Consider the following 14,765-nt stretch of genomic DNA (forward strand, 5'->3'; position numbering starts at 1 on the left):
CGAATACCGTAGGAGGTGGTTAGGCTAGGCAAAGTCGCTGCCGGAGCACAAGCAGGAAAAGCCCGCCGTGGGGAACTCGCTTGTGCCTATGAATCCGACGCCGAGCATGAAGCGGTTGCTCGACGCTACCCCAGCTACCTTAGGTCGGCAGCTGCCAGAATTACTTTAAGAAATATTACGCGGCTGGTGCTTAGGACGATATTGGCAGTCACGGAGCACCCACCGGACAGGCTGGCGACACTTGCCATGTTTAGCGGTTACTGTAAAGGTAATGTAAACCTCGTCGTGGGTGATTGCATGACAGTCGAACCACCTCAGCAGACGCAGCAATCCTTTCACGATGCCCTCATGGGGCATCCGCTGATTCGTGAGCTGTGGAATCACTTCCCCGAGAACATGTTCCTGGTACGTGTAGAGGAAGATGGCCACTTCACGGTCGAGGCAGCCAACCCGGCGCAGATCGACACCATCGGCCGTGAGTGCCTGGGCCAGCCGCTGCCAGCATTTCTGCCCGCTGCTACGGCTGAGTCGATCTATGCGCGCTACCGTGAATGCGTGGCGCGGAACAAGCCGATGCGTTATCAAGAGCATGCCGCCTTCTTCGATGAGCATGGCAACGAACAGTACGGCTACTGGCTGACGCTGATCGTGCCGCTGCACAATGCTGACGACGACCCGCAGCGCGTCACTCATCTCTTCGGCATCTCTCAGGACGTGACCGAGCTGCACCAGGCCCGGAATGCGCTGGAGCGGCACAACCAGGTGCTGGAAGCGCGCGTGGAGCAACGTACCGCTGAATTGCAGCACGCCAATCGCGAGCTCAGGCTGCTCAACGGCCAGCTCGAGGAGATGGCCACCCGCGACTTCCTGACCGGCTGCTACAACCGACGACATATCGAGACCCTGGGTCAGCGCGAAATTGAACGTGCATGGCGCTATGGCACTCCGCTCAGCGTGTTGATGATTGATCTCGACGCCTTCAAGCAGGTCAACGACACCCAAGGCCATGGCGCTGGGGATGCCACGCTCAAACGCGTTGCCGCGAGCCTGCAGGGCGCCTTGCGAACAAACGATCTGCTGGGCCGCTTCGGCGGCGATGAATTCTTGATCCTGCTACCCGAGAGCAACAGCGAAGACGCCTGCGCCACCGCCGAGCGCCTGCAGCAGTACACACTTGAGCTGGCTGCCATCTCGATCAGCGTGGGGATTGCCACCCTGCGCCGCGATGACAGCCTGGAAAGCCTCGCCGCACGCGCTGACCAGCGGTTACTCGCAGCCAAGCGGGAGTATCATCGAAAAGTGTCCGGCTAAACGCTTCCACGTGAAGGTGACTGCCTCTGAAGGCTGAAACGGGAACGCCAGCGGAGCGAAGGAGCAGGCGAATGGCATACCTGGCAACGGCCGTAACCCTGCTGCTGGCGCTGCTACTCACCGGCGTGCTCGCCATGCAAGCCTGGCGCCTGGCCGACAACCGTGCGATGGAGCAGGCCTGGGCATGGCTGCAATCCCAGGCGCCCGCCACCGTCGAAACGTTCGACCCCGCCATGGTGGAAGGCCTTCCCGACGCCGCCCGGCGCTACTTCCTCTACACCATCGCCCCGGGTTCGCCGCTTCACGTCGTTAGTGAAATCCATATGACGGGGGAAATCGGTCTCGGTAGCAAGGAAGCACCCGGCTATCGCCCCATGCGGGCCCGCCAGATACTCGCCCCGCCGCACGGCTTCATCTGGCGACTCGAACGAGCCGGCGCCGGCCTGATGCAAATGGGTGGCTCGGACGGAATGGCGAACGGCCGCTCCTGGACGCGCTTCTGGCTCAACGGCACGTTGCCCGTCGCCAGGGCAGGGGGCGACGACAACCACCTGCGTGCCTCGTTCGGCCGAGCCGTAGCGGAAGCCGCCTTCTGGGCCCCGGCAGCGCTGCTGCCCCAGCACGGAGTGCACTGGGAAGAGACCGGCGAGCCCAATCTGGCGCGTGCGATCATCACCCGCGGCACGCTGGAACAAGCCATCGAAATCGCCGTGGACGAGAATTGCCAACCGCGCTGGGTACAGTTCCAGCGCTGGAGCAACGCCAACCCCGAGAAGGAGTGGCGGCTCCAGCCCTTCGGCGGCTACCTGGACGATTTCCAGAACTTCGAAGGCTTCACCCTGCCCACCCAGGTCGAGGCGGGCAATCACTTCGGCATCGAGGCGTACTTTCCTTTCTTTCGGGTGAGGGTTGGAGAGGTGCGGTTTGTGGTGCCGTAGCGAGGCCCCAGCCTCACTCCACCAATCGCAGCTCGAGGACATGGCGAATTCGCTCGCCGTCCCACTCATAGCCGAGGTGTCGGCCCTGCCATGTAGCCGACAATACCGGTGGGCGTAACACCGCGGCACACTCACCGTCCGGATCACGCACGCTTGGGTAGACGATTCCATCGGCATGGGACTCCCAGGCCTTGCGGCCAAACGCCTGGCCCGCACTCCAGTCATCCGGATCCAGCAGAGGGACGGCCCCGGGTGGGTTGCCGCGCAAGTCGAAGAGTTCGCCCTGTAGGTCTGCCAGGTAGACCCGCTGCTGGAGCTGCATGGGCGGCTCATTGGATTCCTGCATGAAGCGCTCGGCACGATAGCGGGTTTCCGCGATGGCCGTGGCCTCGGTCAAGGCACAGTAATAGGCGCCAAAGGTGCCATCGGTGAAGCGGGAACCGTGTTCGCTGAAATGACAGAACGCCGCCATCACCGGCGTCCAGCCGGGGCCGTATCGGCGGTCTTCATCGCGTACCAGGTGGATCGCCCCGGCCTGCTCGCGCAGGCGTGCCGAGGTTTCTCCCTCGAGTTCCTGAAGCAGGTCCCAGTCGTCAGGTGCCGCGACGCGCTCGAACAAGTCGATAGGCGGGAAACGCGAGGGAATGATTCGGTAGCAGGGGCGCCAGCTGACGGGGGAGAGCGGAAACGTCACGCATGGCCCCCGCCTCGGGCCGTATCGAGGTGCTGGCGGACCACATAAAGATCCTGCACCAGGCCGCTGCGCAGCCGATCAAGAGGCGACTGGCCTGCAAACAGGGGGTTGTGATTGGGCCGGCGCAACCAGGAATCCGCGGCATCGGCCCGCGGCAGCAAGATCTGCAGAGCCTTGTAAATCCCCAGGATCAGCGACATGCGCTCAAGCTGATTGACGTCGAGCCGGGCCGCCGTGGGCTGTTTGCGCCAGCGCCGATAGGTCGACTCCGGCACGCCAAGCAGCAAGGCGGCTTCCTGCTCTTTCAGCCCCCAGTCATTGGCGATGTTGGGGTAGGTACGCATCGCCGCGGCGCTCATGTGCTGGCGCTTTTCGGCGGGTAGTTGAGGTAGGGCCATGATGACCTCCTTCGCCAAATGGCGGTTTTTTACAATTATCGACCAAATGGCTATATTGCTCAATGTCACCTCCTTCGAAGCGGCGATCTAGGCAGCTTCGATAGAGGGCTTCATGGTTCCAACCACAGCGTTGATGCTGTGCATGGGCAAATTACCTTCGGTGCTGGGCTGCTCTGACGAGCACAACGAAACGGCTCATGCGCAAGGGGGGAGCATAGGGCAATGGATTGCGACGCGCCCCGCCCTGCATTACCCTGCAACCACATCAACGTCGCTCGCAGGTGACAGTTGGCAACACCTTGTCACATCTTGCGGGACATCAGGGAAGTCATTGATTGACTGGAAGAATTGCTAGGATGACCGCAAAAGAAAGCGATATTGAACAACGTCTCATCAAAAAGCTCGAAGAGCTTAAATATACCTATCGTTCTGACATTCGCGACAAGGCCGCGCTGGAGCGGAACTTCCGCGACAAGTTCGAGGCGCTGAACCGCGTCCGTCTCACCGATGCCGAGTTTGCCCGCCTGCGCGATGAAATCATCAACGCCGATGTCTTCCAGGCCGCCAAAACCCTTCGCGAGTACGGCTATTTCCAGCGCGAAGACGGCACCCCGCTGCACTACATGCTGGTCAACCTCAAGGACTGGTGCAAAAACGACTTCGAAGTCATCAGCCAGCTACGCATCAACACCGACAACAGCCACCACCGCTACGATGTGATTTTGCTCATCAACGGCTTGCCGCTAGTGCAAATCGAGCTTAAGACACTGGGCATCAACCCGCGCCGGGCGATGGAGCAGATCGTCGAGTACCGCAATGAGCCCGGCAACGGCTACACCAACACGCTGCTGTGCTTCATGCAGCTGTTTATCGTCAGCAATCGCGACCACACTTGGTACTTCGCCAACAACCAGAGTCAGCATTTCGCCTTCAATGCCGATGAGCGCTTTTTGCCCATCTACCAGTGGGCTGATGAAGACAACCGCAAGATTATCCACCTGGACGACTTCTCCGACGCCTTCCTGGCCAAATGTACCCTGGGCCGGATGATCAGCCGCTACATGGTACTGGTGGCCAGCGAGCAGAAGCTGATGATCATGCGGCCATACCAAATCTATGCGGTCAAGGCCATTGTCGATTGCATTCACCAGAACCGGGGCAACGGCTACATCTGGCACACCACCGGCAGCGGCAAGACGCTCACCTCCTTCAAGGCGTCCACCCTGCTCAAGGACAACCCGGATATCGAAAAATGCCTGTTCGTGGTGGACCGCAAGGATCTGGATCGCCAGACCCGTGAGGAATTCAACCGCTTTCAGGAAGGCTGCGTGGAGGAAAACACCAATACTGAAACCCTGGTGCGCCGCCTGCTCTCCGAAGACTACGCTGACAAGGTGATTGTCACCACCATCCAGAAGCTCGGCCTGGCGCTGGATGAAACCAGCAAGAAAGCCCAGCAGCACAAGGACAAGGGTAGGCAGACCTACAAGGAACGCCTGGCCCCGCTGCGTGACAAGCGCGTCGTCATCATCTTCGACGAGTGCCACCGCTCTCAGTTTGGTGATAACCATCAGGCCATCAAGGCCTTTTTCCCCAAAGCGCAACTTTTCGGCTTTACTGGAACGCCCATCTTTGACGACAACGCCAGCTACAAGCAGATCGACGGCACCGTAGGCAGCTATCGCACTACCCAGGACATTTTTGAAAAGCGGCTGCACGCCTACACCATCACCCATGCCATTGATGACCGCAATGTGTTGCGCTTTCATATCGATTACTTCAAGCACGAAAGCAAGCCGGAGGCCGCAAAGGCAAGAGATATTGGCGAGCTGGCAAAGTGCAAATCAAAGGCCAAGCCCGATCAGGCGCTGGCCCAGCGGGCGGTGGTAAACGCCATCCTCACCAAGCATGAAGCCGCCACCAACCATCGCCGATTCAACGCCCTGCTGGCCACCGCCTCCATCAACGAGGCCATCGCCTATTACCGGCTGTTCAAGGACGTTCAAGCCGAGCGCCAGGCAGAAGACTCGGATTACACACCGCTCAACATTGCTTGTGTCTTCTCGCCTCCGGCCAACGGCGATAAGGATGTGAAGCAGCTCCAGGAAGACCTGCCCCAGGAGAAGGCCGACAACCAGCAGGAGCCGGAGCAGAAAAAAGCTGCCCTGCAAGAGATCATTGCCGATTACAACGCTCAGTACGGCACCGGCCATAGTGTCAGCGAGTTCGACCGCTACTACCAGGACGTGCAGCAGCGCATCAAGGACCAGCAATACCCCAACAGCGACCTGCCGCATAAACACAAGATCGACATCACCATCGTGGTGGACATGCTGCTCACTGGCTTCGACGCCAAGTACCTCAACACCCTGTACGTGGACAAGAACCTCAAGCACCACGGCCTGATTCAGGCCTTCTCGCGCACCAACCGGGTACTCAACGACACCAAGCCCTATGGCAACATTCTCGACTTTCGTGGTCAGGAGCAAGCCGTGGACGATGCCATCGCGCTCTTCTCCGGTGAGGACATCAACCGCTCCCGCGAAATCTGGCTGGTGGACCCGGCCCCTACGGTGATCGAAAAATACGAGCAGGCCGTCGCCGCCATCGGACATTTCCTCACCGAAAAAGATGTGGTGGCCGAACCCAAGGGCGTCTACAACCTCAAGGGCGATACTGCGCGCATCGAGTTCATCAATCGCTTCAAGGAAGTACAGCGCCTCAAGACCCAGCTTGATCAGTACACCGACCTGAACGAGGAACAGAAAGCACGCATCAACAGTGTGCTGCCCGAGGACGATCTGCGTTCCTTGCGCGGCGCCTACCTGGAGACCGCCCAGCGCCTCAAGGAGCAGCAGGGCAAAACCGGCGAGCAGGCCTCGTCAGAGCAGGACATCATTGAGCAATTGGATTTCGAATTCGTGCTCTTCTCCTCGGCACTGATCGACTACGACTACATCATGGGCCTAGCCGCTCGCTTCAGTCAGGAAAAGCCAGGCAAACAAACCATGAGCCGCGAACAGTTGGTGAATATGCTCAGCGCCAGCAGTAACCTGATGGGTGAGCGCGAGGACATCACCGCCTACATCAATACCCTGGAAGCCGGGCAAGGTCGCAGCACGGAGGACATCAAAAACGGCTACCAAGCCTTCAAGGCGCAAAAGGCCCACAAGGAAATCACCGCCCTGGCCGACCGCCACGGGCTGGACCGCGAAGCCCTGCAAACTTTCGTGGACGGTATCCTCGACCGCATGATCTTCGACGGCGAACAGCTCAGCGACCTGTTTGAGCCGCTGGAACTGGGCTGGAAGGCGCGCAGCAAGGCCGAGCTGGCATTGATGGAAGAACTGGTGCCGTTTTTGAAGAAGCAGGCCAGCGGACGCGAGATATCGGGGTTGGCGGCGTATGAGTAAGACGATGAAGAACGACAAGCAGGCATTGGTGCCCCGGTTGCGCTTCCCCGAATTTCAGGGTGCGGAGGAGTGGACGACAGCGAAATTGGGTTCGTTAACCACAATTAGCATCGAGAAAGTGGGGGACAAGACTTGTATCCCTATGAGCATTACGTCGGGCGTCGGGCTAGTGAGTCAAGAGGAAAAGTTCGGGCGTATCATAGCTGGAGACTCATACAAGAATTACTTGATTCTGAAGCCCAACGATTTTGCTTACAATAAAAGTGCCACCAAAGAATATCCAGAGGGCTTTCTCACGCTCTACTCCGGCAGCGAGCTAGCTGCTGTCCCGAACAGTATATTTACATGCTTCAGGGTTAAGGGTGAGTCACCTGATCCGAGATTCTTGAATTACCTTTTTCTGGGTAATCTGCATGGCCGGTGGTTGCGGAAGTTTATTCAGGTTGGTGCCCGTGCGCACGGGTCGCTTAGCATTAATGACAATGATCTGATGGCGCTTCCTATCCCACTTCCGGCTGGTAAAAGATCTGTCGCCGAGCAACAAAAAATCGCCGATTGCCTCTCGTCCCTTGATGCGCTGATCGCCGCGCAGGCGGACAAGATCGACGCCCTCAAAACCCATAAAAAAGGGCTGATGCAGCAGCTCTTCCCCCGCGAAGGCGAAACCGTCCCCCGCCTGCGCTTCCCCGAGTTTCGGGATAAAGGGGAGTGGGAGGAACGCTCGCTGAAAGAGGTATTCTCGATTTTCCAAGGGTTTGCCTTTTCAGGTAATGATAGTGTTGATGCTGGGGTAAGGTGGCTTAAAATTGCGGATGTGAGCATTCAACAAATGAATCATCACAGCCCGTCTTATCTTCCAGTCGAATACAAGGAACGATTCAGAAAGTTTTCCGTAGCGAAGGGCGAATATGTCATTGCTTTGACACGCCCAATATTAAACGGGCAGCTTAAAATGGCAAAAGTTGATCGGGTTTTTGATGGTGCATTGCTAAATCAACGGGTCGGTAAGTTGGTAACAACCCAAGAGAGTTCATTTGTATATTTTTTGCTACAATCTTGTAGATTGATTAGCGATATTGAGAAAAGTATTTCAGGCACAGAGCCGCCAAACTTATCAGCTCAGCAGATAGAAGACATTAAAACTTGTATTCCTAAGCAGACAGAGCAGCAACGCATCGCCGACTGCCTATCGTCCCTCGATGCGATGATCGCTGCACACACGGAAAAACTCGACGCTCTTAAGGCGCATAAAAAAGGCCTGATGCAGCAGCTCTTCCCTAGCTCGGAGGTGGTTGGCGTATGAGCCAAGAGACGCCCTTGCCATTTCCATCCAAAACCGCCTATGGCTCAACCCAGGGTTGCGTGGTTTGGCGGGGCGAATGCACCAATGAGGGCACCGAGCTGACGGCTTTTATGCGGGGGCCGGTGGCTGCTCGCCTGCACGATACAGAGGGCAGTGAAGCGCTACATGAGCAGCTCCAGGGGCTTAGCCTCACCGGCATGGGGCTAGAGACGCTGGAAGCTGTACTTGCCGCCGAAGTGCCGGAAAGTCGTGACTGGGCAGCGGGCGAGGCACTTGCCGAAGCCGTGCTGGAGGCCCATCACGAGGTGGAACTGCCGTGGAACAATGAGCGCGACAAGCGCAACCCCTTCGCCTCGCTGCCGGGAGCGGATATCGTCGGCTTCCAGCGTGTTGGTGGCTCCCATCGACTGGCCCTGGGTGAAGTCAAATGTTCGTCCGAAGCCCAATGGCCGCCACAAGTGATGAGCGGTCGAAGTGGAGGCCTTGGCCATCAGATCGACAATTTGGCCACGAATCTTGGAACCATCCATCAGCTGCTCTGTTGGCTCTTGCCTCGCGTCAAGGGCACCGAATATGAAGTGGTCTTTAACGCAGCCTGTACTCGCTATCTCAATTCTGGGCGGCGTGACTTGGCGCTGTTCGGTATTCTAGTTCGCGACCAAGAACCTCGGGAAGCCGACTTGAAGGTGCGTGGTGGCAAGTTGGCGAGCAGCCTGACTACTCCAACCCATTGCTGTCTTATTGCGCTTTATTTGCCCTGGCCCATCACGCAACTTCCACAAGCCATCGGCCAAGGAGGCGCAGCATGAGCCACTGGCTGCTGGATACCATGGCTGAGAAACGTCGCGTGGCGTTGCGAGAGGCTGACCGCCTGCAGTTCTACCGGGAAATGGGGCGGGATCTGCCGGACTTCGACGGGGAAGTTTTGCGGGAATCGGCTGCTGCGCTAGAGATTGCTGTGCTTGACTTGGAGGTGGATCGGTTGGCCGACGATCCAGAACAGCGTGCACTGTCGCGTCAAGCTGCCGGAGATGCCTTCCGCCTGCTTCGAATGCTACCGATGCCCATCAACCCCATGGATGCAGGCACTCATTTGTTGCGCGCTTCGGTACTGGCTGTACTGGGTGATCGCGGTGCGGATGCCGCAAGATGGTTGCGCAGTTTGGATGAGTCACAACAATGGCCCGATTTACCGCTGGAGACCCCCGATTGGGGGGAGCGCTGTCGTGCCACCCTTACGGATGTCTGGCTGCGGTTAGTGCGCAAAAAGGGCTGGTCTGACCGCGATGCCGTTCTGGAGCGAGTTGCCGCACTGCGAAGCACCCAGCAAACATTTGAACGGGAATATCTCCACACTTTTGAGCCCTTGGACGCGAAACGATCCGCGCTGGAACTGATTGCGATCTACCATCTGGCAAAAGCGGCGGATGTGTTGGCCCATTACATCACCGATGGTGTGGTGGACGGCAGCCACCAAATCCAGCCAGTGCTTGACTCTCACTTCGACCGAGCCATTGATGCCTGCGATACCGCGCAGTTGATAGAGCTGGGGCCCCTGACGCGGCTGCTGGCGCGTGCCGCTCAGCAAATGGCGGACAACGCTCTTTGGACGGTGACGCGCGCCGTAAATTCCCGTGTCACCGAGTTTGTGCGCGAACTGGTCAAACGTGGCCGGGGAGACCGAGCTTTGTTCGATGTGCTGCCGCCGCAGCGTCGTACTTTGGCTGAGCAAGGCCTATTAGGTTCCAGCCGCCGGGCGGTGGTGGTCAGCCTGCCCACTTCCAGTGGCAAGACACTGATTGCCCAGTTTCGCATGCTTCAGGCACTCAATCAATTTGAGGACCGTAAAGGTTGGGTGACCTATCTAGCACCTACAAGAGCCTTGGTTAATCAGGTGACGCGTCAGTTGCGCCGAGATTTCGAGCCTTTGGGGCTTCAGGTTGAACGGGTCAGCCCGGCCATGGAGATCGACGGTGTTGAAGCAGACATGCTGAAAGAGTCTCAAAATGAGACACAATTCCGTATTCTGGTGGCCACCCCAGAGAAATTCGACCTAATGCTGCGTCAGGGATGGGAGGAGAAAATTGGCCGCCCCTTATCGCTGGTAGTAGTCGATGAAGCACATACTATTCAGGAGGGTGAGCGGGGCCTGCGGCTGGAGCTGTTATTGGCCACAATCAACCGCGAATGCCGAGAAGCACAGTTTCTGCTGTTGACACCCTTCATTCAGAATGCCCGAGAAGTTGCCCGTTGGCTGGGCGGCCAGAATGCGGAAGATATCAGCCTCGGGGTGGACTGGCAGCCCAATGATCGGGCCATTGGTATCATTAGTCCGGTAGACGATGGTGCCATTAACGGCCGTAGTCGCAATTACCGACTGGACTTCCAGACGGTGCACACCTCACGTCACACCATTGACCTAGATGACACCTTCTCGCTGGGTAAAGATGATGCGCTTGCAACGACGCTCTCGAAGTCACAGGACGTAGGTACTTTGGCTGCCATCGCGGCACGCAAACTTAAGGGGCGTGGTCCCGTAATTGCCATGCACAGTCGACCGGATTTTGTTTGGTCACTGGCCGAAAAGATCAAATCTGATCGGTTGCCGAACTTGTCCGATGATGTTCGGTTTGTTCAGAACTATGTTGCTGCTGAGTTGGGCGCGCAGTTTCCTCTGGTGGACCTGCTTTCTCATGGTGTAGGAGTGCACCATGGTGGTTTGCCTGAAGAAATACGCATGCTGATGGAATGGCTGTTTGAGAAAGAACGGCTTGACGTGCTCGTGGCGACGACAACCATTGCTCAGGGCGTTAACTTCCCCGTGAGTGGCGTTGTCATGGCTGCGACAAGTTATCCATATGGCCAACCGATGCCGCCAGAGGACTTCTGGAATATTGCTGGCCGAGCTGGCCGTGTCTCGCAAGGGCAGTTAGGTGTAGTGGCACTCGTAGCAAAAAATGAAAGCGAAGTCGCGCAACGTCGCGAGTTTATTGGCCGTGCCACAGGAGATCTGAATTCTGCGCTGATTAAGCTTGCGCAGGCGACTGCTGATGAGCTTTCCGATCTGGGTATGATCGTTTACCGCCACCCGGAGTGGTCAAGCTTTCTTCAATACCTCGTGCACACCTATCGACAGTTAGGTGCACCGGCTAACTTTGCCGACCAGGTTGAGCAGGTTTTGCGAGGGACGCTGGGCTTTGAAAAGCTGCGAGCATCGAACAGTCGAATTGCCAGTCAGTTGCTGGGTGGTATTCGAAGCTATGTCTCTTATATTGCTGACCCTGGGCAGCCCCTGAAGCTGGTAGATAGCACTGGCTTTTCACTGCAAAGTATTCGCACAGTGATGTCTCATCGCGGCAATATCGGGCCAGATTCCTGGGATCGAGAGCGCCTATTCAGCCAGGGTGACCGTACGCTTCAGGATATGATGGGAGTTCTTCTAAGGGTTCCAGAGCTGAGAGGGAATCTGCAGGAAGTCTTGGGGGAGAGGTCGCTAGAGGGAGACAAGCTTGCTCTTATCCTGAAAGACTGGGTGAATGGCGAAGAAATCACCACCATTTCTGACCGCCATTTCCGTAAAGGCGAAAGAAATGAGGTTACAGCCTTAACCAAGTGTGGACAGAACCTTTTTGGCAAGCTAGCGCAAACCTCTTCCTGGGGATTGAATGCCTTGATGGCGATTACTGCATCCAACCTGCCGGAGGAAGAGCGCAACCGGCTGGCCAACCTTCCTTCACAGGTTTTCTATGGAGTATCCACTGACGAGGCTATCACCTTGCGCTTGCTCGGAGTCCCTCGTCGAGCGGCGACTCCACTTGCCCGGACTTTGAACCTCAGAGCAGGAGAATCCCTGCCAGCAATCCGGCAGCGACTCGCCGCATTATCACAGCAAGACTGGGCTGCAGCACTTGGCCCTGATGGGAACGCCTACCGGAGGGTATGGCAAATCATGGATGGGGTAGAGTAATGACAGCCAATCGCTCATTCGAAAACCTCTCCGAACTTGCGATGAACTTGCGTGAACGGCTGGAGCAGAAGAAGTACATCCTGCTGTTTGCCTTCAACGGCACCGGCAAGACGCGCCTGTCCATGACCTTCAAGGAGCTGGGCAAGCAAGGCGATGACGATGAAGAAACACGCGACACCCTCTACTTCAATGCCTTCACCGAGGATCTCTTCTACTGGGATAACGATCTGGAGAATGATGCCAAGCGGGTGTTGCGTCTGAATCGAGATTCCCACTTCTTCGACGGCTTGCAAGAGCTGGAGATGGAAAACCGCATTGGCCCGCTGCTGGCCCGCTATGCGGACTTCGACTTCCTGATCGACTATGAAACCTGGGAAATTACCTTTTTCCGGAACAAAGACGCCGACGGCGCACCCATCCCCATCAAGGTCTCGCGTGGCGAGGAGAATCTCTTTGTCTGGTGTTTTTTCCTTGCCGTCGCCGAGTTGGCAGTGGATCAGGAAGAAGGCTCGCCCTATGCCTGGGTGAAGTACCTGTATATCGACGACCCAATCTCATCGCTGGACGACAACAACGCCATCGCTGTGGCTAGCCACTTGGCACAACTGCTGAAGAATGCCAATGGGCAGATTAAGGCGGTGATTTCGACACACCACGCGTTGTTCTTTAACGTCCTCTGGAATGAGCTGAACGAGCGAGGAAAGTCTAACCCGCTTCTGCCTCTATTTCTGAGCTATAAGAGTGATAATGGCACCTATTCAATTAAATATACCAACGAAACGCCATTTTTTCATCATGTAGCCCTGCTGGAACAGCTACACAAGGTGGCAGAGTCGGGTGAGATTTATACCTACCACTTCAATATTCTGCGCAACATTCTGGAAAAGACGGCCACCTTCCACGGGTTCCGCAATTTCTCCGCTTGCATCAAGCAGGATAGCGACGACCCTGACGGCATCCTCCACGCCCGGCTTGTGAATGTCCTCAGTCATGGTAACTACTCCCTGTATGAGCCACAGGAAATGTTGCCGGAGAACAAAGAGTATTTCCGTAAGATCCTTCGGGACTTTATGAACAACTACCGTTTTAACCCGGAACTATTCCCGGAACCGACGCAAGAGAGCGCCAACGCATGACCAAAGAGCAACTCAGCCAGCTGGGCAAGACCCTCTGGGCCATCGCCGACGACCTGCGCGGGGCGATGAACGCCGACGACTTCCGCGACTATATGCTGTCGTTCCTATTTTTGCGCTACCTCTCCGATAACTTCGAAGCGGCGGCAAAAAAGGAGCTGGGGCCGGACTATCCCAAGCTAGACGCGGACGACCGCCGCCCGCCACTCGCGGTCTGGTACTCGGATAACGCCGGGGATGTGCCTGCTTTTGAGAAGCAGATGCGGCGCAAGATGCACTATGTGATTCACCCGGATTACCTGTGGAGCAGCATTTACGAACGCGCCCGTACCCAGGACGCCGAGTTGCTGCAAATCTTGGAGCGGGGATTCGATTACATCGAGAACGAGTCTTTCGCCAGCACCTTCCAAGGGCTGTTTTCCGAGATCAACCTCAACTCGGAAAAGCTAGGCCGGACACACAAGGCGCGCAACGATAAGCTTTGCGCCATCATCACCAAGATCGCTGAGGGAATCGCACAGTTCTCCACCGACAGCGACATTCTGGGCGATGCCTACGAGTACCTGATTGGCCAGTTTGCTGCCGGCTCCGGCAAGAAGGCCGGGGAGTTCTATACCCCGCAGACCGTCTCCACCATCCTGTCGCGCATCGTCACGCTGGACAGTCAGGAGCCCGCCACCGGCAAGAAGAAAAAGCTCAACAATGTGCTGGACTTCGCCTGCGGCTCCGGCTCCCTGCTGCTAAATGTGCGCAATCAGATAGGGCCGCACGGCATCGGCAAGATCTACGGCCAGGAAAAGAACATCACTACCTACAACCTAGCGCGCATGAACATGCTGCTGCACGGGGTCAAGGATAGTGAGTTCGAGATTCACCACGGCGACTCCCTGACCAATGATTGGGAGCTGCTCAACGAGATGAACCCGGCCAAAAAACTCCAGTGCGATGCCGTGGTGGCCAACCCACCCTTTAGTTATCGCTGGCAGCCCAACGAAGCGCTGGGCGAGGACTTTCGTTTCAAGAACTATGGCCTGGCGCCCAAGTCAGCTGCGGATTTCGCCTTTCTGCTGCACGGATTTCACTTCTTGGGCGACGAAGGCACCATGGCCATCATTCTACCCCACGGCGTGCTGTTCCGGGGCGGCGTGGAGAGCCGTATCCGTACTAAGCTGCTCAAGGACGGCCATATCGACACGGTCATTGGCCTGCCGAGCAACCTCTTCTTCTCCACCGGCATCCCGGTATGCGTCTTGGTACTGAAAAAGTGCAAAAAGCCCGATGATGTGCTCTTCATTAACGCCGCCGAGCATTTCGAAAAGGGTAAACGTCAGAACCAGCTATTGCCCGAGCATATCGACAAAATTGTCGAGACCTACCAACACCGCCGGGAGGAAGAACGCTACGCCCGCCGGGTGGGAATGGGGGAGATTGAGAAGAACGATTACAACCTTAATATCTCTCGTTATGTCAGTACCGCCGAGGCTGAACCGGATATTGATTTGTCGGTTGTCCATAGGCAGCTGGTTGGTATTGAAGAACGCATTACCGAGGCAGCCAGAAAGCATAACCAATACCTGAAGGAGCTTGGACTACCACCAGTGTAATTAG

10 protein-coding genes are annotated in these 14,765 nt (G+C 57.0%); 8 read left to right on the forward strand and 2 right to left on the reverse strand.

The genetic code is table 11. The annotated features are described in order from the left end of the window. Window positions 1-297: 297 nt before the first annotated feature. Window positions 298-1,311, forward strand: coding sequence for a sensor domain-containing diguanylate cyclase (locus HOP53_RS10240; protein ID WP_234269938.1), 1,014 nt, complete (start codon window positions 298-300; stop codon window positions 1,309-1,311). Window positions 1,312-1,382: 71 nt separating this feature from the next. Further along, a complete protein-coding gene (locus tag HOP53_RS10245; RefSeq protein WP_234269939.1) occupies window positions 1,383-2,249 on the forward strand; it encodes a DUF6544 family protein in 867 nt (288 codons plus the stop codon). Window positions 2,250-2,262: 13 nt separating this feature from the next. On the opposite strand, the gene HOP53_RS10250 is transcribed toward HOP53_RS10245, so the two are convergent. Together HOP53_RS10250 and HOP53_RS10255 are read right to left on the reverse strand one after the other, a co-directional pair. Then, the gene (locus HOP53_RS10250; RefSeq protein ID WP_234269940.1) at window positions 2,263-2,943 is read right to left on the reverse strand and encodes an RES family NAD+ phosphorylase; all 681 of its coding nucleotides are present in this window, start codon (window positions 2,941-2,943) and stop codon (window positions 2,263-2,265) included. Further along, complete coding sequence (locus HOP53_RS10255) at window positions 2,940-3,341, reverse strand: MbcA/ParS/Xre antitoxin family protein (protein WP_234269941.1); 402 nt, start codon at window positions 3,339-3,341, stop codon at window positions 2,940-2,942. The genes HOP53_RS10250 and HOP53_RS10255 overlap by 4 nt, the downstream gene beginning before the upstream one ends. A gap of 356 nt (window positions 3,342-3,697) precedes the next feature. On the opposite strand from HOP53_RS10255, the gene HOP53_RS10260 reads away from it, so the two are divergent. The 6 genes from HOP53_RS10260 to HOP53_RS10285 are packed head-to-tail and all read left to right on the forward strand — an operon-like array spanning window position 3,698 to window position 14,761. Then, window positions 3,698-6,754, forward strand: a complete 3,057-nt coding sequence (locus HOP53_RS10260) for a type I restriction endonuclease subunit R (RefSeq protein ID WP_234269942.1) — start codon at window positions 3,698-3,700, stop codon at window positions 6,752-6,754. A 4-nt stretch (window positions 6,755-6,758) separates the two neighbouring features. Continuing rightward, complete coding sequence (locus HOP53_RS10265) at window positions 6,759-8,057, forward strand: restriction endonuclease subunit S (RefSeq protein ID WP_234269943.1); 1,299 nt, start codon at window positions 6,759-6,761, stop codon at window positions 8,055-8,057. Continuing rightward, entirely contained in the window at window positions 8,054-8,866 is an 813-nt protein-coding gene (locus HOP53_RS10270; RefSeq protein WP_234269944.1) for a hypothetical protein, read from the forward strand. The genes HOP53_RS10265 and HOP53_RS10270 overlap by 4 nt, the downstream gene beginning before the upstream one ends. Then, entirely contained in the window at window positions 8,863-12,024 is a 3,162-nt protein-coding gene (locus HOP53_RS10275) for a DEAD/DEAH box helicase (RefSeq protein WP_234269945.1), read from the forward strand. The genes HOP53_RS10270 and HOP53_RS10275 overlap by 4 nt, the downstream gene beginning before the upstream one ends. Next, window positions 12,024-13,160, forward strand: a complete 1,137-nt coding sequence (locus HOP53_RS10280; RefSeq protein WP_234269946.1) for an AAA family ATPase — start codon at window positions 12,024-12,026, stop codon at window positions 13,158-13,160. The genes HOP53_RS10275 and HOP53_RS10280 overlap by 1 nt, the downstream gene beginning before the upstream one ends. After that, window positions 13,157-14,761 (forward strand): type I restriction-modification system subunit M, encoded by a 1,605-nt coding sequence (locus HOP53_RS10285; RefSeq protein WP_234269947.1) that lies wholly within the window; start codon window positions 13,157-13,159, stop codon window positions 14,759-14,761. Before HOP53_RS10280 ends, HOP53_RS10285 begins: the two co-directional genes overlap by 4 nt. Window positions 14,762-14,765 lie beyond the last annotated feature (4 nt).

Source organism: Billgrantia ethanolica, assembly GCF_021404305.1.
GTDB classification, from domain to species: Bacteria; Pseudomonadota; Gammaproteobacteria; order Pseudomonadales; family Halomonadaceae; genus Halomonas; species Halomonas ethanolica.

Excerpts from the sequence above, each read along its gene's own strand:
- HOP53_RS10240 (WP_234269938.1), top strand. The coding sequence starts at position 298 with ATGACAGTCGAACCACCTCAGCAGACGCAGCAATCCTTTCACGATGCC.
- HOP53_RS10245 (WP_234269939.1), top strand. The coding sequence starts at position 1,383 with ATGGCATACCTGGCAACGGCCGTAACCCTGCTGCTGGCGCTGCTACTC.
- HOP53_RS10255 (WP_234269941.1), bottom strand. The coding sequence starts at position 3,341 with ATGGCCCTACCTCAACTACCCGCCGAAAAGCGCCAGCACATGAGCGCC.
- HOP53_RS10260 (WP_234269942.1), top strand. The coding sequence starts at position 3,698 with ATGACCGCAAAAGAAAGCGATATTGAACAACGTCTCATCAAAAAGCTC.
- HOP53_RS10265 (WP_234269943.1), top strand. The coding sequence starts at position 6,759 with ATGAAGAACGACAAGCAGGCATTGGTGCCCCGGTTGCGCTTCCCCGAA.
- HOP53_RS10270 (WP_234269944.1), top strand. The coding sequence starts at position 8,054 with ATGAGCCAAGAGACGCCCTTGCCATTTCCATCCAAAACCGCCTATGGC.
- HOP53_RS10275 (WP_234269945.1), top strand. The coding sequence starts at position 8,863 with ATGAGCCACTGGCTGCTGGATACCATGGCTGAGAAACGTCGCGTGGCG.
- HOP53_RS10280 (WP_234269946.1), top strand. The coding sequence starts at position 12,024 with ATGACAGCCAATCGCTCATTCGAAAACCTCTCCGAACTTGCGATGAAC.
- HOP53_RS10285 (WP_234269947.1), top strand. The coding sequence starts at position 13,157 with ATGACCAAAGAGCAACTCAGCCAGCTGGGCAAGACCCTCTGGGCCATC.